We start from the raw sequence: 18991 nt of genomic DNA, 5'->3' as shown, positions 1-18991 counted from the left end.
GGCCGGCCCGCCCCGCTCATCATGTACAGACCACCCGTCCGCGGATCCGGTGGAACAATCGCCCCATGGCGGAAATCATCCAGAAGGACGGAACCTGGGTCCACGACGGGAACACCCTGCGGCTGACGCCCGGCCGGGACAAGAACGTCGGGCTGCTCCGCCGGACCCTGGGCGAACTGACGGTCCCCCTGCAGGCGTTGGCGGGCATCTCCTTCGAACAGGGCAGAAAGGCGGGGCGGCTCAGGCTGCGGCTGCGCGAGGGCGCCGACCCCCTGCTCCAGGCGACCGGCGGCCGGCTCACCGAGCCGCACGACCCGTACCAGCTGGCCGTGGACTCCGACCGGTACGGCGTCGCCGAGTACTTCACGGACGAGGTCCGCAACGCCCTGCTGCTCGACCAGGTGCCGTCCGACCCGGTCTCCGGCTATCTGCTGCCCGGCCCGTCCGTGCCGCTGTCGGTCGCCGCCGGGGACGGCTCGGCGAGCTTCGACGGGGAGCAGATCCGTCTGGAGTGGAACTGGAAGACGGAGGACGCCAAGTCCGCCGCCGGCACCCGCACCCTCGCGCTGGCCGACATCACCGCCGTGGAGTGGCAGCCGGCGGCCGGGCTGGAGAACGGCCACCTGCGGTTCGTCGTGCGCCACGCGCCCACCAAGGCCCCGGCGAAGTACGACCCCAACGCGGTGGAGCTGTGGGGCTTCAAGAAGGACCCCCTGATGGCGCTCGTCGCCGCCGCCGTCCAGGCCCGCCTGCCGCACCCCGCCGCCTCGGCCCTCGCCGGGAGCGAACGCCCGGCGGAACCGAAGACCCCGGCCGCGGGCGCCCCGGCCGCCCGCGAGGACGACCACGACGCGCTGCTGCGCCGGCTGCGCGAACTGGGCGAACTGCACCGCGCCGGGATCCTGACGGACGAGGAGTTCACCCGGGCCAAACAGGCGGTCCTCAAGCGCATGTAGCCCGGCCGCACAACCAAGTCGCGCGCCCGGCCGTCACACCGGCCTTCGCCCCGCCTCGCTTCCCTGCCCGAAATCGGGCAGGATTCTTGCGTGAGCCCCTCCCTTGCCCCAGGATCATCGAGTGCACGACGAACTCGTTGATCATCTGACGCGGTCCTCCCCCCTCAGCCGGGGCGAGGCGCTGCGGGTGATCCAGGACGTGCTCGCCTACTTCGACGAGACGACCGAGGACTTCGTCCGTCGCCGCCACCGCGAGCTCCAGGCCCAGGGCCTGGTGAACGCGACGATCTTCGAACGGATCGAGGCGGACCTCAGATACCGCGCCGTGGCCCCGCCCGAGCTCTCGCTCCGGCAGCTGCGGCGCATCGTCTACGGCTAGGAAAACACCACACATGTGCGGAATCGTCGGATACATCGGCAGGCGTGAGGTCGCCCCTCTGCTGCTCGAGGGCCTGCAGCGCCTGGAGTACCGGGGCTACGACTCGGCGGGCATCGCCGTCACGTCCCCGAAGGCGGCCGGCCTGAAGACGGTCAAGGCCAAGGGCCGGGTGCGCGACCTGGAGGCGAAGGTCCCGGCGCGCTTCAAGGGCACCACGGGCATCGCCCACACCCGCTGGGCCACCCACGGCGCCCCGTCCGACGTGAACGCGCACCCGCACCTGGACGCCGAGGGCAAGGTCGCCGTCGTCCACAACGGCATCATCGACAACGCCGGTGAACTGCGCCGCAAGCTGGAGGCGGACGGCGTCGAGTTCCTCTCCGAGACGGACACCGAGGTCCTCACCCACCTGATCGCCCGCTCCCAGGCCGTCAAGCTGGAGGACAAGGTCCGCGAGACGGTGCGGATCATCGAGGGCACCTACGGCATCGCCGTGCTGCACGCCGACTTCCCGGACCGCATCGTGGTGGCCCGCAACGGCTCCCCCGTGGTGCTCGGCATCGGCGAGAAGGAGATGTTCGTCGCCTCGGACATAGCCGCCCTGGTCGCGCACACCCGGCAGATCGTCACCCTCGACGACGGCGAGATGGCCACCCTCAAGGCCGACGACTTCCGCACGTACACCACCGAGGGCACCCGCACCACGGCCGAGCCGACCACCGTGGAGTGGGAGGCGGCCTCGTACGACATGGGCGGCCACGACACGTACATGCACAAGGAGATCCACGAGCAGGCCGAGGCCGTGGACCGGGTGCTGCGGGGCCGGATCGACGACCGCTTCTCCACCGTGCGCCTCGGCGGCCTGAACCTGGACGCGCGGGAGGCCCGCCAGATCCGCCGGGTGAAGATCCTCGGCTGCGGCACCTCGTACCACGCGGGCATGATCGGCGCCCAGATGATCGAGGAGCTGGCCCGCATCCCGGCCGACGCCGAGCCGGCCTCCGAGTTCCGCTACCGCAACGCGGTCGTCGACCCCGACACGCTGTACGTCGCGGTGTCCCAGTCCGGTGAGACGTACGACGTGCTGGCGGCGGTGCAGGAGCTGAAGCGCAAGGGCGCGCGGGTGCTGGGCGTGGTGAACGTCGTCGGTTCGGCGATCGCCCGTGAGGCGGACGGCGGCATGTACGTGCACGCCGGGCCCGAGGTGTGCGTGGTGTCCACCAAGTGCTTCACCAACACCACGGTCGCCTTCGCCCTCCTCGCCCTGCACCTGGGCCGTACCCGCGACCTGTCGGTGAGCGACGGCAAGCGGATCATCGAGGGGCTGCGCAGGCTCCCGGGACAGATCTCCGAGATCCTGGAACAGGAGGAGGACATCAGGAAGCTGGCCCTGCAGTACGCCGAGGCCCGCTCGATGCTCTTCATCGGCCGCGTGCGGGGCTACCCGGTGGCCCGCGAGGCGTCCCTGAAGCTGAAGGAGGTCTCCTACATCCACGCGGAGGCCTACCCGGCGTCCGAGCTCAAGCACGGTCCGCTGGCCCTGATCGAGCCCGCGCTGCCGACCGTCGCGATCGTCCCCGACGACGATCTCCTGGAGAAGAACCGCGCGGCCCTGGAGGAGATCAAGGCCCGCAGCGGCCGGATCATGGCCGTCGCCCACCGGGAGCAGGAGAAGGCCGACCACACGGTCGTCGTCCCGAAGAACGAGGACGAGCTGGACCCCATCCTCATGGGCATCCCGCTCCAGCTCCTCGCCTACCACACGGCGTTGGCCCTGGGCCGGGACATCGACAAGCCCCGCAACCTCGCCAAGTCGGTCACCGTCGAGTAGTCGGTCACCGCCGGGCGGTCGCGCGGCCGGACGGCTCCTGACGGCAGGCACACCCGCGGGGGGCGGGGCAGGCACCTGCCCCGCCCCCCGCGTCAGGGAATGACCACGACCGGCCGCTGGGCCCGCTTGGCGAGGCGGCCGGCGACGGAGCCGAAGAGCCGGCCGACGAGGCCGTGGGTGGAGCCGACGACGATCGCGTCGGCCTCGTACTCCCGGCCGACCTCCTCGAGTTCGTGGCAGATGTCACCGCCGCGCTCGACCAGGATCCAGGGCACCTCGGTGAGGTAGTCCGCGCAGGCGAGCTCGAGACCGAGGACCTCGGTGCGATGGTCGGGGACGTCGACGAAGACCGGGGGTTCGCAGCCCGCCCACACCGTGGTCGGGAGCCGGTTGGCGACGTGGACGATGATCAGCGCGGCACCGGAGCGCCGGGCCATGCCGACCGCGTACGCGAGGGCGCGCTCACTGGAGGTGGAGCCGTCGAAACCGACGACGACACCGTGCCGGAACGCCGGATCGCACGGCTGGCGCGACTGGGCGGCGCCCAGGGGCTCGGCCCCCACCGGCTCGGCGGCCGTGGGGTCGGCGAGGGGTCGCTTGCGGTCCGCGGGTTCGAAGAATTCGTGACCGGCCATGGCTGTCTCGGCGTGGTGATCCTTGTCAGGAGGGACGACAGGCTGCGTCGGAGCTGTGTCCGGGAATCATCTTCCCAACCCCATACCCCCAAGGGTACGGCGGTACGCCTCCTGCGCGCAGATTCCGTCCGCACGGGCCGACGGGTATCCCGGAGCATGCCCGAGCGGGTACCCGTCACGCAATGGTTGCTGCGCTGTACAGGCGGTTTGCGCAGGGCGGGCCCAGCCGCGAGAGTGGGGCGCGCCGGGGCGCCGGCCCCGGCGGCGCGGTGACCGAGGCGCCATCCGCGCGTTGGACCCCGTGCACCGCGCCGCGCGGAGCGCCCCCCGCGTCCGGCCGCGGAGCCGGCCCACCGCACCGGACGTCCCCGCCCGTTCGCCGCGCCTCCCCTCCCCGCGCCGAGGGAGCCTCGCGGCGACCCCGCCGGACCGTCCGCGACCCGGCGGAGAGACACCGGTCGCCTGACCGGTTTCCGCGCACGCGGACGCATGTTTTCAGCCAACTTCCCCAACCTGTGCATCAACGGGTGCGACCACCCCCCAACCCCCGTTCGACCTGCACGGAAAGGGTCCGGGGGACCCCGGGCACCCTATGGGGATTGGCCACTGCGACAAGGCGCACTTCCCCGCACGGCCCACGAGTGCAACCCTTCGTGATCGAATGCTTCACGCCAAGTTGCCAAGTCGACAATCCGTCGGGGGCCGAACTGGCCACCCGGGCACGACGGGACACAGTAGATTCGATCTTGACTGTCTTACGGCGGGGGACTCGTGCAGGACCGAGGGGAAACGTGCAGGTGCGACACAACCGAGGAGCCGCGACCACCGAGGGGGGCTTAGCAGTATGAGCCACGACTCCACTGCCGCGCCGGAAACCGCGGCCCGGAAACTCGCCGGGCGACGCCGCAAGGAGATCGTCGCGGTGCTGCTGTTCAGCGGCGGTCCCATCTTCGAGAGTTCCATACCGCTGTCGGTGTTCGGGATTGACCGCCAGGACGCCGGCGTACCGCGCTACCGCCTGCTGGTGAGTGCCGGTGAGGAGGGCCCGCTGCGGACCACGGGGGGTCTCGAACTCACCGCGCCGCACGGCCTGGAGGCGATTGCGCGGGCGGGCACCGTCGTCGTGCCCGCCTGGCGTTCGATCACCTCGCCGCCGCCCCAGGAGGCGCTCGAGGCGCTGCGCCGGGCCCACGAGGAAGGCGCCCGCATCGTCGGGCTGTGCACCGGCGCCTTCGTGCTCGCGGCGGCAGGCCTGCTGGACGGCCGTCCGGCGACCACCCACTGGATGTACGCGCCGACGCTGGCGAAACGCTATCCGTCGGTGCACGTCGACCCGCGGGAACTCTTCGTGGACGACGGCGACGTGCTGACCTCCGCCGGTACGGCGGCCGGAATCGATCTGTGCCTGCACATCGTGCGCACGGATCACGGCAACGAGGCGGCGGGCGCGCTCGCCCGGCGTCTGGTCGTCCCACCGCGCCGGACGGGTGGTCAGGAACGCTATCTGGACAGGTCTTTACCCGAGGAGATCGGCGCCGACCCGCTCGCCGAGGTCGTCGCCTGGGCGCTGGAGCACCTCCACGAACAGTTCGACGTGGAGACGCTGGCGGCACGCGCGTACATGAGCCGGCGCACGTTCGACCGCCGCTTCCGCTCACTGACCGGCAGCGCGCCGCTGCAGTGGCTGATCACGCAGCGGGTGCTGCAGGCCCAGCGCCTGCTGGAGACGTCGGACTACTCGGTGGACGAGGTCGCGGGCCGCTGCGGCTTCCGCTCACCGGTCGCGCTGCGGGGCCACTTCCGGCGTCAGCTGGGTTCGTCCCCGGCCGCCTACCGGGCCGCGTACCGCGCGCGGCGCCCCCAGGCGGAACGGCACCAGGGCTCCGACGGCCTCCCGAACACCCCGGGCGCCGTCCCGTCCGGGCCGGCGCACCAGCACGGGCACCCGGGCCATCCCGGCCAGGCGCCCGCCGCCCTGCATCCGGACACCCCGGTGCCGCACCAGTCGCGGCGCACGGCGGCCGCGAACGCCCTGGGCGGTCCGCCACTGGCGGCGTCGGCCTCCTCGGGAGACCCGGCCCGTGAGCCCCGCGAGGCCTACGCCCAGGCCCGGGCGAGCGTGCCGGGCCAGCGCAGCGCGCCGTGAGGCGGAGCTGAGCCGAGCGTGAGAGGCGGGCGGGCCCGGAGCAGGACCCGCGGCAGGCGGCAGTCCGCGCCACGGGCCGGAGGCGGAAGTCTCCGGCCCGTGCTGCTGCCCCGGCCGTCCCGCCCCCGCCGGGGCCCCTGCGCTCTCTCACGCCGTAAGGTTAGGCATATGAACGATCGCATGGTGTGGATCGACTGCGAGATGACCGGCCTCTCGCTGTCCGACGACGCGCTCATCGAAGTGGCCGCCCTCGTCACCGACTCCGAGCTGAACGTGCTCGGCGACGGTGTCGACATCGTCATCCGCCCGCCGGACGGGGCGCTGGAGACGATGCCGGAGGTGGTGCGTCAGATGCACACCGCGTCCGGACTGCTCGACGAGCTGGCGGACGGCACGACGCTCGAGGACGCCGAGGAGCGCGTCCTCGCGTACGTGAAGGAGCACGTCAAGGAGCCCGGCAGAGCCCCCCTGTGCGGCAACTCCGTCGGCACGGACCGCGGATTCCTGCTGCGGGACATGCCGGCCCTCGAGAACTACCTGCACTACCGCATCGTCGACGTGTCCAGCATCAAGGAACTGTCGCGCCGCTGGTACCCGAGGGCGTACTTCAACAGCCCCGAGAAGAACGGCAACCACCGCGCGCTGGCCGACATCCGCGAGTCCATCGCGGAGCTGCGCTACTACCGCGAGGCCGTCTTCGTCCCCCAGCCGGGCCCCGACTCGGACACCGCGAAGAAGCTCGCCGCGAAGCACGTCCTGCCCGCACCGTAGGCACGCCGCGAAACCCTGGCGCGAGCACCCCTTCGGACCCTGTACACTTTTTCTCGGCCGGTCGGGAAAGACCAAGTCTCCACCGATAGCGGCCATGGTGGGTGTAGCTCAGCTGGTAGAGCACCTGGTTGTGGTCCAGGATGCCGCGGGTTCAAGTCCCGTCACTCACCCTGAACGATCAAGGGCTGACCTGAGAACACAGGTCAGCCCTTCTTCATACCCACACGCCCTGCCGGTCCTCGTCGGAGCCCTCCTCACCGCGCGCCGCCGTCCGCGTCCCGCACGGCGGCGGCGAGGAGGGCCCGCGCCTGTTCGCGGGCATGGCCGACGGGGTCCGCGAGGATGCCCAGGCCGTGGGCGACGAGCGCCCCTTCGTGCAGCAGCATGAGTGTCCGGCCCAGCTCACCGGCCCCGTCCGGGGTGATGTCCCCCGCGAGGTCGGTGAACAGGGCGAGCATCCACTGCTTCTGCCCGGTGATGATCGTGTAGGCCGGGTGGGCCGGATCGCCGATCTCGACGTGCGCGTTGACCATGCTGCACCCCCTGGGGCTGTTCTCCGCCGCCCACGCGCGTGAGGCGTCGAAGACGGCCAGGACGCGCGCCGGCGGCCCCGGCCGTGCGGCGTCGAGGTACGGGGCGAGGAAGGCCCGCCAGCGTTCGTCGCGGTCCGCGAGGTACTCCACGACGATCTGCTCCTTGGAGCCGAACCGGTCGTAGAGGGTCTTCTTCGTCACCCCGGCCTCGGCGGCGATCAGGTCCACCCCGACGGCATGGATGCCGCGCTCGTAGAACAACCTCGCGGCGGCCTCCAGGACGCGCCGCGCGGCAGGCGTCATCGTGATCCGTCGCGGCCTCTCAGCAGTTCCCATACCCCAACACTATACCGATCTGTATAGTGGCGTGATGGGTATACCGATCTGTCTAGTGGAGGGGTGAAGCGTGAACTTCCTGCTCTCGACCGCCTTCGTGCTCTGCTGGAGTTCCGGGTTCATCGGAGCCAAGCTCGGCGCGGGCAGCGCCTCCGCGGTCACGATCCTGATGTGGCGGTTCCTGCCGCTGGCCGTCCTCCTGGTCGTCGTCGCCACCGTCTCCGGAGCGTCGTGGCGGGGCCTCACGGTGCGGGACGTGGCCCGGCAGGCCGCGATCGGCGTGCTGTCGCAGAGCGGGTACCTCCTCACCGTCTACTACGCGATCCAGCTCGGGGTCTCCACCGGCACCACAGCCCTGATCGACGGCGTCCAGCCCCTCGTCGCCGGAGCGCTCGCCGGACCGTTGTTGCGCCAGTACGTCTCACGCGGGCAGTGGCTCGGTCTGTGCCTGGGGGCCGGCGGCGTCGCCGTCGTCACCACGGCCGACGCCACGGCCGGCACCGGTGCGGCCTGGTGGGCCCACCTCGTCCCCTTCCTCGGCATGCTCTCCCTGGTGGCGGCCACGTTCCTCGAAAGCAGATCCCGTGCGCGGGTCGCGCCCACGGTGTCGCTGACCGTCCACTGCGCCACCAGTGCCGTCGTCTTCACGGCACTCGCCGTGGGCGCCGGAGCCGCGAAGCCGCCCGCGGAACTCTCGTTCTGGACCGCGATCACCTGGCTCGTGGTCCTGCCGACCTTCGGCGGGTACGGGCTGTACTGGCTGATCCTGAGGCGCTCCGGGGTCACCAGGGTCAACACGCTCATGTTCCTCATGGCCCCGGTCACGGCAGTCTGGGGAGCCCTCGTGTTCGGCGAGCCGTTCGGTCCGCAGACCGCTCTCGGCCTGGCCGCCGGCCTCGCGGCAGTCGTCGTCGTCCATCGCGGCGACGCCTCGTCCACCAGGGCGTGCGCGCGGGACACGGAAACGGGCGGGACCACGCGGCCGGCCGGGTACGGCACCTGACGCCTCCGTCCGGTGGACGGAGGCGGCCCTCACCGGGGCCGGTGCGCGCTCCTGGGCATGCCGACGAGCGTGGCACCCGCCCGCCGGCGCACCCTCCCCGCCGCGGACACCCCGCCCGGCGCTACGACGACGCGCGCGCCACCAGCTCCGTGGCCAGGACCACCTGGCGCCGGTCCAGTTCCCGGGAGGCGGGCGGGCGGCGGTCGGCGACCTCGGCGAGGAGGAGGTCGATCATCCTGCGGCCCATCTCCTCGATGGGCTGGCGCACGCTGGTCAGCGGCGGGTCCATGTGGCGGGCGATGGCGGAGTCGTCGTAGCCGACCAGGGCCACGTCGTCGGGGATGCGGCGGCCCGCCTCCCGCAGGGCGTGCCGGGCGCCGGCGGCGGTGACGTCGGAGGCGGCGAAGACCGCGTCCAGGTCCGGGCGGCGCTCCAGCAGCGCCGCCATCGCGCGCCGGCCCCCCTCCTCGGAGAAGTCGCCCGCCTCGATCAGCAGGTCGTCCTCGGGGTGGCCCGCGTCGCGCAGGGCGTCGCGGTAACCGTCGGTGCGCCGCTGCGCGCCGTACACGTCGAGGCGGCCGGTGACGTGGGCGATGCGGTGCCGGCCCCGGCCGATGAGGTGCTCGACGGCCTGCCGGGCACCGCCGTAGTTGTCGGAGTCGACCGAGGTCAGCGTCTCCGCGGCGGACCTCGGGCCGCTGATCACCGCCGGGATCTCCAGCTGGGCGAGCATGTCGGGCAGCGGGTCGTGGGCGTGCACGGAGACCAGCAGCACGCCGTCCACCCGGTGCGCGGCCAGGTAGTCGGCGAGGCGCTGCCGCTCCCGGTCGCTGCCCGCGAAGATCAGCAGCAGCTGCATCCGGGTGTCGGAGAGCGCCGCCCCCACGCCGCGCAGCATGTCCGAGAAGTACGGTTCGGCGAAGAACCGGGTCTCCGGCTCGGGCACGACCAGCGCTATCGCGTCGGTGCGGTTGGCCGCCAGGGCGCGGGCCGCCGTGTTCGGGACGTAGCCGAGCTCCGCCACGGCGGCCTCCACGGCGGCGCGGGTGGCGTCGCTCACCCGGGGGGAACCGTTGATCACCCGGGAGACGGTGCCCCGGCCGACACCGGCGCGCACCGCCACCTCTTCGAGGGTGGGGCGGCCGCCACTGCGGCTCCGCGCTCCGCGGCTTGCCATGTACGCCCCGCCTTCCGTCGTGTGTCACGCTGGCCTGGAATCTAACAGCCCCGTGGGCGGCGGCCATCCCGTCAGGAGTACCGTCCCGGCCCCCGGGCCCGTCCGTCGGCGAGCTTCGGGCCTCCAGTTAACAGCCCGATAACTGAACGCATCTCACCGCGTCCGCTCCCTTGACACCCCCGCCCGGACCCGCAACCCTTCAACACATCACTTGTGGGAGCGCTCCCACGGTACCTGACACATACACAACCCGCACGTTCCCCGCCCGAGCCGCAGCACGAAAACGGGCCCAACAACGCCGTTGGCCGGGGGGTCGGCACGTCAGGGCAACAGGAGGACGCAATGCGAGCACGTACCCTCCCCTTCTCTCGGCAGCGTACGAACGGGGGGAAGCTCTTCACCCGTAAGGCACTGGCCATCGCGGCCGTGGTGTCGATGGGCACAGGGCTGCTGGCCGGCTGCGCCGACGACGGTGGGGACGGCGACTCCGACTCCTCGTCGGGCGGCGAGGGCAAGACGACGGTCACGCTGGGCCTGTTCGGCACCATGGGCTTCAAGGAAGCCGGTCTCTACGCCGAGTACGAGAAGCTGAACCCGGACATCAAGATCGCCGAGAACGTCGTCGAGCGCAACGAGAACTACTACCCGGCGCTGCTCAACCACCTCACCACCAACAGCGGCCTGCAGGACGTCCAGGCCGTCGAGGTCGGCAACATCGCGGAGATCGTCGCCACCCAGGGCGACAAGCTCGAGGACCTCTCCAAGGCCGAGGGCGTGAACAAGAGCGACTGGCTCGAGTGGAAGTGGGAGCAGGCCACCACCAAGGACGGCCAGACCATAGGCCTGGGCACCGACATCGGCCCGATGGCGATCTGCTACCGCAAGGACCTGTTCGAGAAGGCCGGACTGCCGTCCGACCGCGCGGAGGTCGCCAAGCTGTGGGAGGGCGACTGGGCGAAGCTCGTCGACGTCGGTGAGGACTACCAGAAGAAGGCGCCCAAGGGCACCACCTTCCTGGACTCCCCCGGCGGCCTGATCAACGCGATCCTGAGCAGTGAGGAGGAGAGGTTCTACGACGCCTCCGGCGAGGTCGTCTACAAGACCAACCCGGCCGTCAAGGACGCCTTCGACCTGACCGCCGAGGCCGCGGAGAAGGGCATGATCGGCGCCCAGACGCAGTTCCAGCCGTCCTGGGACCAGACCATCTCCAACAACAAGTTCGCCGCGATGGCCTGCCCGCCGTGGATGCTCGGCTACATCAAGGGCAAGTCGCAGCCCGACGCCGCCGGCAAGTGGGACGTCGCCCTGCCCCCCAGGTCCGGCAACTGGGGCGGCTCCTTCCTGACCGTGCCCAAGAGCGCCAAGAACGTCGACGAGGCCAAGAAGCTCGTCGCCTGGCTGACCGCTCCCGAGCAGCAGGCCAAGCTGTTCAAGGTGCAGGGCAGCTTCCCGAGCGCCCAGGCCGCCTTCGACAGCCCCGAGGTGACCGGCGCGAAGAACGACATGACCGGTGACGCCCCGATCGGTGAGATCTTCTCCGAGGCCGCCCGGCAGATCCCCGTCCAGCCGATCGGCCCGAAGGACCAGATCATCCAGCAGGGTCTGACGGACAACGGCGTCATCCTCGTCACCAAGGGCAAGTCCGCCGAGGAAGCCTGGGAGACGGCCACCAAGACCATCGACAACAACCTGGACAAGTGACCCGGATGTCCCGCAACGACACCGCCGCGCCCCCCGTCAAGGGGGGCGCGGCCCCGGGCCGCCCGCCCGGGGGCACCGCGTCCGAGAACAAGGAGGAGCGGCACCGGCGAAAGCTGTCCCGGCGCTGGCAGCGCGACATGCGCTGGAGCCCGTACGCCTTCGTCTCGCCGTTCTTCCTGCTGTTCCTCGCCTTCGGCCTGTTCCCGCTGGTGTACACCGGCTGGGCCTCGCTGCACCAGGTCGAGCTGACCGCCCCGACCGAGATGGAATGGGTGGGGCTGCGCAACTTCACCCGGATCTTCGACGACGAGTTCTTCTGGAACGCGGCACAGAACACGCTGACCATCGGCGTCATCGCGACCGTTCCGCAGTTGCTGATGGCGATGGGCATCGCCCACATCCTCAACTACAAGCTGCGCGCCTCGACCTTCTACCGCGTCGCGATGCTCGCGCCGTACGCCACCTCGATCGCCGCCGCCTCCCTGGTGTTCGTGCTGCTCTTCGGGCGTGACTACGGCATGATCAACTGGGCGCTGGACTTCGTCGGGATCGACCCGGTCGACTGGCAGGGCGACAAGTGGCCCTCGCAGTTCGCCGTCTCGACCATCATCATCTGGCGCTGGACCGGCTACAACGCGCTGATCTACCTGGCCGCGATGCAGGCGATCCCGCAGGACCTGTACGAGTCGGCGGCGCTGGACGGCGCCAACCGCTGGCAGCAGTTCCTGAACGTGACGCTGCCGTCGCTGCGCCCGACCATCCTGTTCACGGTCGTGGTGTCCACGATCGGAGCGAGCCAGGTCTTCGGCGAGCCGCTGCTGTTCGACGCCAACAAGGGCGCGTCCGGCGGCGCGGAGCACCAGTTCCAGACGCTCGGCCTGTACCTGTACGAGCAGGGCTGGATCAACCAGCACCTGGGCCGTGCCTCGGCGATCGCGTGGATGATGTTCCTGATCCTGATCGTCATCGGCATCGTCAACTACGTCATCTCGCGCCGGCTGCGCGCCAGTAGTTAAGGAGTTGTGGCCGTGACGACGACTGTGACGCCCCCGCCCCCCGAGACCGTGCCCGCCAAGGAGCGCAAGCGCTCCCGTCTGCCGAAGTCCGCGCGGGCCGGCGGCACCCTGCACGGCGGCCCGGTCGCGTACGCGATCCTGATCGTGTTCACGATCGTCTCGCTGTTCCCGCTGGTGTGGACCGCGATCGCCGCCTCCCGGGACAACCAGCGCCTGGCCGAGACGCCGCCGCCGTTCTGGTTCGGCTCGAACCTGTTCAAGAACCTGGAGATCGCCTGGACCGACGCCAACCTCGGTGAGGCGTTCCTCAACACCACGATCGTGTCGGGCATTTCGGCGGCCACCGTGGTGACCCTGTCGACGATCGCCGGGTTCGCCTTCGCCAAACTGCGCTTCAAGGGCCGCAACGCGATGATGCTCATCGTGATCGGCACGATGATGGTGCCGCCGCAGCTGAGCGTGATCCCGCTGTACATGATGGTCGCCAAGCTGGACTGGACCGACCAGCTGCAGGCCGTGATCTTCCCGTCGCTGGTGAGCGCGTTCGGTGTGTTCTTCATGCGGCAGTACCTGCTCCAGGCGCTGCCGGACGAGATCATCGAGGCCGCCCGGGTCGACGGCGCGAGCAGCTGGCGCGTGGTCTGGCACGTGGTGTTCCCGGCGGCACGGCCGGCGATGGCCGTGCTGGGCATGCTGATCTTCGTACAGACCTGGAACGACTTCCTGTGGCCGTTCCTCGTCCTGACCCAGTCCGGAAACCCGACCGTGCAGGTCGCGGTCGCGGGCCTCGGCCGCGGTTTCACCCCGGACCAGTCCCTGATCATGGCGGGCGCGCTGCTCGGCACGCTGCCGCTGCTGCTGGTCTTCGCGCTCTTCGGCAAGCAGATCGTGGGCGGCATCATGCAGGGTGCGGTCAAGGGCTGACGCCGCGAACCTCCCCGCCCCGGTAGGTTCCTTCCGCGCACGTCCCTTGTCCGTACGTCCCTTCCCAGGGGGCCGGGTCACCGACGCCTCGGCCCCTGCTCGTCCTCTCTTTCCCGTCTCCCCCTCCCCCCTTGCTCACTCCGACTCGCAGGTCCGCCACGACCTCCTATGGGAGCGCTTCCATGTCTGACTCCGCAACGCCGGTGACCCCGGCGACCTTCCCCCCCTCCTTCCTCTGGGGCTCCGCGACCTCTGCCTACCAGATCGAGGGCGCCGTGCAGGAGGACGGACGCACCCCGTCCATCTGGGACACCTTCAGCCACACCCCGGGCAAGACCGCCGGCGGCGACACCGGTGACATCGCCAACGACCACTACCACCGCTACCGCGACGACGTGGCGATGATGGCGGACCTGGGCCTGGGCGGCTACCGCTTCTCCATCTCCTGGCCCCGGGTGCAGCCGACCGGCCGCGGCCCGGCCGTGCAGCGCGGCCTGGACTTCTACCGCAAGCTGGTCGACGAACTGCTCGAGCACGGCATCAAGCCCGCCGTCACCCTCTACCACTGGGACCTGCCGCAGGAGCTGGAGGACGCGGGCGGCTGGCCGGAGCGCGACACCGCCTACCGCTTCGCCGAGTACGCGCAGATCGTCGGCGAGGCGCTCGGCGACCGGGTGGAGCAGTGGATCACGCTCAACGAGCCGTGGTGCAGCGCCTTCCTGGGCTACGCGTCCGGCGTGCACGCGCCCGGCCGCACCGACCCGGTGGCCTCGCTGCGGGCCGCCCACCACCTGAACCTGGCACACGGCCTGGGCGCCAAGGCGCTGCGGTCGGTGATGCCGGCCCGCAACTCGGTCGCGCTCAGCCTCAACACCTCGGTGGTGCGGCCCCTCTCCCCGAACGACCCGGCGGACCTGGCCGCGGCGCGCAAGATCGACGACCTGTCCGGCGGCATCTTCCACGGCCCGATCCTGCACGGCGCCTACCCGAAGACGCTGCTGGAGGCGACCGCGTCGCTCACCGACTGGCCGTTCGTCCAGGACGGCGACCTGGAGCTGATCCACCAGCCGCTGGACGCGCTGGGACTCAACTACTACACGCCCACCCTGGTGTCGGCGGCGGACCCGGACGCGAAGGGACCGCGGGCCGACGGTCACGGGGAGAGCGAGCACTCGCCGTGGCCCGCCACGGACGACGTCGCCTTCCACCAGTCCCCGGGCGAGCAGACCGAGATGGGCTGGTCCGTCGACCCGACGGGGCTGTACGACCTGATCATGCGCTACACCCGCGAGGCGCCCGGCCTGCCGCTCTACGTCACCGAGAACGGCGCCGCCTACGACGACAAGCCCGGCGCCGACGGCGCGGTGCACGACCCGGAGCGTGTCGCCTACCTGCACGGCCACCTCTCCGCGGTCCGCCGGGCCATCACCGACGGCGCGGACGTGCGCGGCTACTACCTGTGGTCCCTGATGGACAACTTCGAGTGGGCGTACGGCTACGAGAAGCGGTTCGGCGCGGTCTACGTCGACTACGCGACCCAGGTCCGGACCCCGAAGTCCAGCGCCCTGTGGTACGGCCGGGCGGCCCGGGCGGGCGCCCTCCCGGAGCCGGACGGCATCTGACCCTCCCGGGAACGGGGGCACGGGGGGACCGGGGGCGGGGGACGGGGCGCGGTGTCTCAGGGGGAGCACCGCGCCCCACGCGGGTGTCCGCACCCCGCCCGCGGCGCGCGCCGGTGTGTTCCCTCCCGGCCGGTGTCAGCGCCGGAGCGTCGGCACCGGGCGCCCCGGGCGACGGCGGCGTACGGTACCGCGGTGGCCGCGGGACCGGCCGCGAGGCGCTCCCTCACGGCCGTCCACCTGGATCCAGATCCGTACCTCGGTCCCGCCGAGCACCGACGAGCCGATGCGGACGTCCCCGCCGGTGGCCTCCGCGAGGCGGCGCACGATGTCCAGTCCGAGTCCGGTGGAGCCGTCGCTGCCGGAGCCCCGGCCGCGGGCCATCGCCCCCTCGGGGTCGGGTATGCCGGGGCCCGCGTCGGAGACGAGCACGATCACCGCGTCCTCGCCGTTGTGCACGTCGACCGCGAAGGCGGTGCCCTCGGCGGTGTGCCGGAACACGTTGCCGAGCAGGGCGTCGAGGGCGGCGGCCAGCTCGGCGCGGGCCACGGGGATGCGTACGGGGGTGTCGGCGCCGGCCACCCGCCACTTGCGGCCCTCGTCCTCGGCGAGCGCCGACCAGAACACCATCCGCTCGCGGACCACTTCGGCGGCGTCGCAGCCGGCGCCGGGCCCCGCGGCGGCCGTCTGCGGTCTGGCGTCCCGCGCGGTGCGGATGATGGTGTCGACCTCGCGCTCCAGCTGTTCCACCGCCGCGCGGGTCTGGTCGGCGGCCGGACCGTCGCCCAGCGAGGCGGCGTTGAGCCGCAGCACGGTCAGCGGGGTACGCAGCCGGTGGGACAGGTCGGCGGCCAGTTCCCGCTCGTTGGCGAGGAGTTGCACGACCTGGTCGGCCATGGAGTTGAACGCCACCGCCGCCAGCCGCAGTTCGGTGGGACCCTTCTCGGGCACCCGCGCCCCCAGTTTGCCCTCCCCCAGCTCGTGCGCGCCCTCGACCAGGCGCTGCGCGGGCCGCACCATCCGTACGCCCAGCCGGTCGGCGACCGCGACCGAGCCGAGGATCAGGGCGGCGCCGACCGCCGCCAGGACCGCCCAGGCCGTGCCCACCCCGTTGGTGACCTCGGCCTCCGGGACGTACACCTCGACCACGGCGATCTCGCCGCTGCTGAGCGCGACCGGCTGGAGCAGCGCGGAGCCGCCGGACACCCGGGAGGTGGAGACACGGCCCAGGTTCCGCACCGCCTCGATGTCCTCCGCGGTGGCGCGCCGGCGGCCGATGTCGAGGGGCTCGCCGCCGTCCGCGGCGGGGAGGTGCACGGCCATCCCCGCGTCGGCCCCGCCGGAACCCGCGGAGGCGACGACGCGTTCGAGCTGGTCGCGGTCGGTGGTGATGGACAGCGCGGGGGCGAACGCGGCGGCCTCCCGTTCGGCGTTGGAGAAGGCGCGGTCGCGGGCCATCTCGCGGATGACCAGGCCGAGCGGTACCGCGAAGGCGACCACGACCATCGCGGTCACCGCCACGGACACCTTCACCAGGGCCCACCTCATCGCGGCTGCTCCGCTCCGGGTGTCCGGTCGGCGGGCGGCTCCAGTTTCACGCCGACGCCCCGCAGGGTGTGCAGATAGCGCGGCCGGGCGGCCGTCTCCCCCAGTTTCCGGCGCAGCCAGGACAGATGGACGTCGATGGTCTGGTCGTCGCCGTACGACTGCTGCCACACCTCGGCGAGGAGTTCCCTGCGGGCGACGACGACCCCGGGCCGCCCGGCGAGGAAGGCGAGGAGGTCGAACTCGCGCCGGGTCAGGTCGAGCCGCACGCCGTCGAGTTGGGCCTGGCGGCGCAGCGGGTCGACGGTCAGTCCGCCCACCCGGATCACCGGGGACGGCGCGGCCTCCCCCGCGGGGGAACGCACCCGGCGCAGGACGGCCGCCATGCGGGCCGAGAGGTGTTCCACCGAGAAGGGCTTGGTCAGGTAGTCGTCCGCGCCGGCGTTCAACAGCCGTACGATCTCCGCCTCGTCGTCCCGCGCGGTGGCGATGATCACCGGTACGTCCGTGATGCCGCGCAGCATCTTCAGCGCCTCGGAGCCGTCGAGGTCGGGCAGCCCGAGGTCCAGGACGACGACGTCGAACCGGACATGGGCGACCTCGCGCAGCGCCTCGAGCGCCGTCCCCACACTGCGCACGGTGTGCGCGGCGTCGGTCAGCTGCCGGATGAGCGCCGAGCGGACGAACTGGTCGTCCTCGACCACGAGAACACTTGCCATGGGCGGCACCGTACGCCATGCCGGGCGGGCCGGTGCCGGCCTGTGGACGACTCCGGATCCCGGAGGGAGGGCGACACTCCCGGGACGGGTGAGGCAGTATGGCCGGCGATGCGCAGAGGACTCGTACACCTGCTGGCCTGGCTGCTCGCCACGGGCGCGGCGGTCACGCTGTCGTGGTGGGGTGTGCACACCGTGATGGAGGGCACCGCCTACGACCCTCCGCGCGCGCTGCCCGTCCCGGCCGGGGACGCGACGACGCGGGAGGCGAAGCCGGTGTCGTCCTCGACCCGGCGCCCGTCCGGCGAGGAGGCGTCGAAGAACGCCGAGGACGACCGGGGCGGCGAAGGCGGTGCGAAGGACAAGGGCGACAGCGAGGGCACTCGGGACGCCGGCGCGCAGGCCCCCGGCCCGTCTCGGCAGTCGGCGCGGGAGCCCGGCGGGGCGTCCGCCGCACCCGATCCGGAACCGGCCGATCCCGCACCGGCCGGCGGCGACCCCGCGCCGGCCGCCTCCGGCGGGGTCAGGGCCTACGACACCGCCGGCGGCCGGGCGGTCTTCGACCTCGGCGGGACGTCCGCCTCGCTGGTGTCGGCGACGCCCGGGGCGGGCTGGTCGATGCAGGTGTGGAAGACGGAGTCGTGGATCCGGGTGGAGTTCACGGCGGGCACGGACCGGGTGTCGGTCTTCTGCACCTGGCACGACGGCCCGCCGCGCGTGGAGGTCGGCACCTACTGATCGGCGCCTGGCCGGTTCGCGCCTGCCGGTCGGCCGGCACCGGACTCAGCGGAACACCGACGCCGGTGGCGCCGGCGAGGCGACCGCCGCCAGGTCGGTGACCGGGGTGGCTCCGCCGGTGAAGTCCCTGAGTTCCGGGCCGTGCTGGACACGGCCGGGGTGCGGATCACCGGCGGCGCGGCGGGTCAGCTCGGCGACCGGGAGAGGCGCGTCGGAGGCGACCAGCACGGCGTTGCCGAAGCGCTTGCCGCGCAGCACCGCCGGGTCGGCGATCAGCGCGAGTTCGGCGAACCGGGCGGCGGCGGTCGCGATCTGACCGCGCAGATGGGCCAGCGGCGGCCCGTCGGCCAGATTGGCGGCGTAGACCCCGCCGGGGGCGAGGGCCCTGCGGACGTCGTCCAGGAACTCGGTCGAGGTCAGGTGGGCGGGGGTGCGGGCGCCGCTGAACACGTCGGCGACGACGAGGCCGGCCCATCCGTCGGGTACCTTCGCGAGCCCTTCCCGGGCGTCCACCGAGCGCACCCTGATCCGCGACCTGGGGTCCAGCGGCAGCTCCCGGCGGACCAGTTGCACCAGCTTGGCGTCCCGCTCGACGACCTGCTGGGTGGACCGGGGCCGGGTGGCGGCGACGTACCGGGCGAGGGTGAACGCGCCGCCGCCGAGATGCACGGCCTGCAGCGGCCGGCCGGCCGGCGCGACGGAGTCGACGACGTGTCCGAACCGCCGCTGGTACGCGAAGGAGAGGTACGCGGGGTCGTCCAGGTCGACGTGCGACTGCGGGGCGTCGTCGATCAGCAGCGTCCACGCCCTCGGCCGCTCCCGGTCGGGGACGAGCCGGGCTGCCCCCCCGTCGACGCTCTCGACGACGGCGTCGGCGGCGGCCTGCCCGCGCCCGGAGTTCCTGGACCTTCCCATGGGGCCATTGTCCCCTGACCGGCACCCGGCCCCCGGCACCCGGCCCCGCG

At 72.0% G+C, this 18991-nt stretch carries 17 protein-coding genes and 1 tRNA gene; 12 read left to right on the top strand and 6 right to left on the bottom strand.

Features of this window, described 5'->3' with window-relative positions; translation table 11 throughout:
- Positions 1–65 precede the first annotated feature (65 nt).
- From ORI94_RS17525 to glmS, 3 genes are all read left to right on the top strand, one after another.
- The gene (locus tag ORI94_RS17525) at positions 66–956 is read left to right on the top strand and encodes a DUF4429 domain-containing protein (protein WP_266076349.1); all 891 of its coding nucleotides are present in this window, start codon (positions 66–68) and stop codon (positions 954–956) included.
- A 121-nt stretch (positions 957–1077) separates the two neighbouring features.
- Positions 1078–1335, top strand: coding sequence for a hypothetical protein (locus ORI94_RS17520; RefSeq protein ID WP_042171016.1), 258 nt, complete (start codon positions 1078–1080; stop codon positions 1333–1335).
- Positions 1336–1348: 13 nt separating this feature from the next.
- Entirely contained in the window at positions 1349–3166 is a 1818-nt protein-coding gene (gene glmS / locus ORI94_RS17515) for a glutamine--fructose-6-phosphate transaminase (isomerizing) (protein ID WP_266076344.1), read from the top strand.
- A gap of 92 nt (positions 3167–3258) precedes the next feature.
- Here glmS and ORI94_RS17510 read toward each other — a convergent pair whose 3' ends face one another.
- A complete protein-coding gene (locus ORI94_RS17510; RefSeq protein WP_266076342.1) occupies positions 3259–3801 on the bottom strand; it encodes a universal stress protein in 543 nt (180 codons plus the stop codon).
- 844 nt (positions 3802–4645) lie between these two features.
- Between ORI94_RS17510 and ORI94_RS17505 the strand changes: the two genes are divergently transcribed.
- The 3 genes from ORI94_RS17505 to ORI94_RS17495 all read left to right on the top strand — a co-directional run bounded on the left by ORI94_RS17505 (position 4646) and on the right by ORI94_RS17495 (position 6888).
- Positions 4646–5947 carry a helix-turn-helix domain-containing protein gene (locus ORI94_RS17505; protein WP_266076340.1) on the top strand — a complete coding sequence of 434 codons (1302 nt, stop codon included), beginning with the start codon at positions 4646–4648 and terminating at the stop codon, positions 5945–5947.
- A 168-nt stretch (positions 5948–6115) separates the two neighbouring features.
- The gene (gene orn / locus ORI94_RS17500) at positions 6116–6718 is read left to right on the top strand and encodes an oligoribonuclease (RefSeq protein ID WP_266076338.1); all 603 of its coding nucleotides are present in this window, start codon (positions 6116–6118) and stop codon (positions 6716–6718) included.
- 97 nt (positions 6719–6815) lie between these two features.
- Positions 6816–6888: transfer RNA gene (locus ORI94_RS17495), tRNA-His, on the top strand.
- An 84-nt stretch (positions 6889–6972) separates the two neighbouring features.
- On the opposite strand, the gene ORI94_RS17490 is transcribed toward ORI94_RS17495, so the two are convergent.
- Entirely contained in the window at positions 6973–7587 is a 615-nt protein-coding gene (locus ORI94_RS17490; protein WP_266076336.1) for a TetR/AcrR family transcriptional regulator, read from the bottom strand.
- Positions 7588–7657: 70 nt separating this feature from the next.
- Between ORI94_RS17490 and ORI94_RS17485 the strand changes: the two genes are divergently transcribed.
- Positions 7658–8590: a DMT family transporter gene (locus ORI94_RS17485; RefSeq protein ID WP_266076333.1), complete on the top strand. Its 933-nt coding sequence runs from the start codon at positions 7658–7660 to the stop codon at positions 8588–8590.
- A gap of 121 nt (positions 8591–8711) precedes the next feature.
- Here the strand turns inward: ORI94_RS17485 and ORI94_RS17480 are convergent, their stop codons facing one another.
- Entirely contained in the window at positions 8712–9767 is a 1056-nt protein-coding gene (locus tag ORI94_RS17480) for a LacI family DNA-binding transcriptional regulator (protein WP_266076331.1), read from the bottom strand.
- A 342-nt stretch (positions 9768–10109) separates the two neighbouring features.
- On the opposite strand from ORI94_RS17480, the gene ORI94_RS17475 reads away from it, so the two are divergent.
- From ORI94_RS17475 to ORI94_RS17460, 4 genes are all read left to right on the top strand, one after another.
- A complete protein-coding gene (locus tag ORI94_RS17475; protein WP_266076329.1) occupies positions 10110–11468 on the top strand; it encodes an ABC transporter substrate-binding protein in 1359 nt (452 codons plus the stop codon).
- 5 nt (positions 11469–11473) lie between these two features.
- Complete coding sequence (locus ORI94_RS17470; protein WP_266076516.1) at positions 11474–12484, top strand: carbohydrate ABC transporter permease; 1011 nt, start codon at positions 11474–11476, stop codon at positions 12482–12484.
- A 12-nt stretch (positions 12485–12496) separates the two neighbouring features.
- Positions 12497–13408, top strand: a complete 912-nt coding sequence (locus ORI94_RS17465; protein WP_266076327.1) for a carbohydrate ABC transporter permease — start codon at positions 12497–12499, stop codon at positions 13406–13408.
- A gap of 182 nt (positions 13409–13590) precedes the next feature.
- Complete coding sequence (locus ORI94_RS17460) at positions 13591–15030, top strand: GH1 family beta-glucosidase (protein WP_266076325.1); 1440 nt, start codon at positions 13591–13593, stop codon at positions 15028–15030.
- Positions 15031–15165: 135 nt separating this feature from the next.
- Here the strand turns inward: ORI94_RS17460 and ORI94_RS17455 are convergent, their stop codons facing one another.
- Complete coding sequence (locus ORI94_RS17455) at positions 15166–16575, bottom strand: sensor histidine kinase (RefSeq protein WP_266076323.1); 1410 nt, start codon at positions 16573–16575, stop codon at positions 15166–15168.
- Positions 16572–17291, bottom strand: coding sequence for a response regulator transcription factor (locus ORI94_RS17450; RefSeq protein WP_266076321.1), 720 nt, complete (start codon positions 17289–17291; stop codon positions 16572–16574). The genes ORI94_RS17455 and ORI94_RS17450 overlap by 4 nt, the downstream gene beginning before the upstream one ends.
- 108 nt (positions 17292–17399) lie before the next feature.
- Between ORI94_RS17450 and ORI94_RS17445 the strand changes: the two genes are divergently transcribed.
- On the top strand, positions 17400–18026 hold the full coding sequence (locus ORI94_RS17445) for a hypothetical protein (protein ID WP_266076319.1): 627 nt from the start codon (positions 17400–17402) through the stop codon (positions 18024–18026).
- A 45-nt stretch (positions 18027–18071) separates the two neighbouring features.
- Here ORI94_RS17445 and ORI94_RS17440 read toward each other — a convergent pair whose 3' ends face one another.
- Positions 18072–18941, bottom strand: coding sequence for a spermidine synthase (locus ORI94_RS17440; protein WP_266076317.1), 870 nt, complete (start codon positions 18939–18941; stop codon positions 18072–18074).
- Positions 18942–18991 lie beyond the last annotated feature (50 nt).

Source organism: Streptomyces sp. NEAU-W12, from assembly GCF_026242095.1.
Classification (GTDB): Bacteria; Actinomycetota; Actinomycetes; order Streptomycetales; family Streptomycetaceae; genus Streptomyces.
The sequence above is the reverse complement of the archived record's forward strand: the minus strand, read 5'-3'. Positions and strand labels throughout refer to the sequence as shown.

What these genes read in the sequence shown, in the direction of transcription:
- ORI94_RS17445 (WP_266076319.1), top strand. Translation starts at nt 17,400, where the DNA reads ATGCGCAGAGGACTCGTACACCTGCTGGCCTGGCTGCTCGCCACGGGC.
- orn (WP_266076338.1), top strand. Translation starts at nt 6,116, where the DNA reads ATGAACGATCGCATGGTGTGGATCGACTGCGAGATGACCGGCCTCTCG.
- ORI94_RS17450 (WP_266076321.1), bottom strand. Translation starts at nt 17,291, where the DNA reads ATGGCAAGTGTTCTCGTGGTCGAGGACGACCAGTTCGTCCGCTCGGCG.
- glmS (WP_266076344.1), top strand. Translation starts at nt 1,349, where the DNA reads ATGTGCGGAATCGTCGGATACATCGGCAGGCGTGAGGTCGCCCCTCTG.
- ORI94_RS17505 (WP_266076340.1), top strand. Translation starts at nt 4,646, where the DNA reads ATGAGCCACGACTCCACTGCCGCGCCGGAAACCGCGGCCCGGAAACTC.
- ORI94_RS17440 (WP_266076317.1), bottom strand. Translation starts at nt 18,941, where the DNA reads ATGGGAAGGTCCAGGAACTCCGGGCGCGGGCAGGCCGCCGCCGACGCC.
- ORI94_RS17455 (WP_266076323.1), bottom strand. Translation starts at nt 16,575, where the DNA reads ATGAGGTGGGCCCTGGTGAAGGTGTCCGTGGCGGTGACCGCGATGGTC.
- ORI94_RS17460 (WP_266076325.1), top strand. Translation starts at nt 13,591, where the DNA reads ATGTCTGACTCCGCAACGCCGGTGACCCCGGCGACCTTCCCCCCCTCC.
- ORI94_RS17525 (WP_266076349.1), top strand. Translation starts at nt 66, where the DNA reads ATGGCGGAAATCATCCAGAAGGACGGAACCTGGGTCCACGACGGGAAC.
- ORI94_RS17490 (WP_266076336.1), bottom strand. Translation starts at nt 7,587, where the DNA reads ATGGGAACTGCTGAGAGGCCGCGACGGATCACGATGACGCCTGCCGCG.
- ORI94_RS17475 (WP_266076329.1), top strand. Translation starts at nt 10,110, where the DNA reads ATGCGAGCACGTACCCTCCCCTTCTCTCGGCAGCGTACGAACGGGGGG.
- ORI94_RS17480 (WP_266076331.1), bottom strand. Translation starts at nt 9,767, where the DNA reads ATGGCAAGCCGCGGAGCGCGGAGCCGCAGTGGCGGCCGCCCCACCCTC.
- ORI94_RS17470 (WP_266076516.1), top strand. Translation starts at nt 11,474, where the DNA reads ATGTCCCGCAACGACACCGCCGCGCCCCCCGTCAAGGGGGGCGCGGCC.
- ORI94_RS17510 (WP_266076342.1), bottom strand. Translation starts at nt 3,801, where the DNA reads ATGGCCGGTCACGAATTCTTCGAACCCGCGGACCGCAAGCGACCCCTC.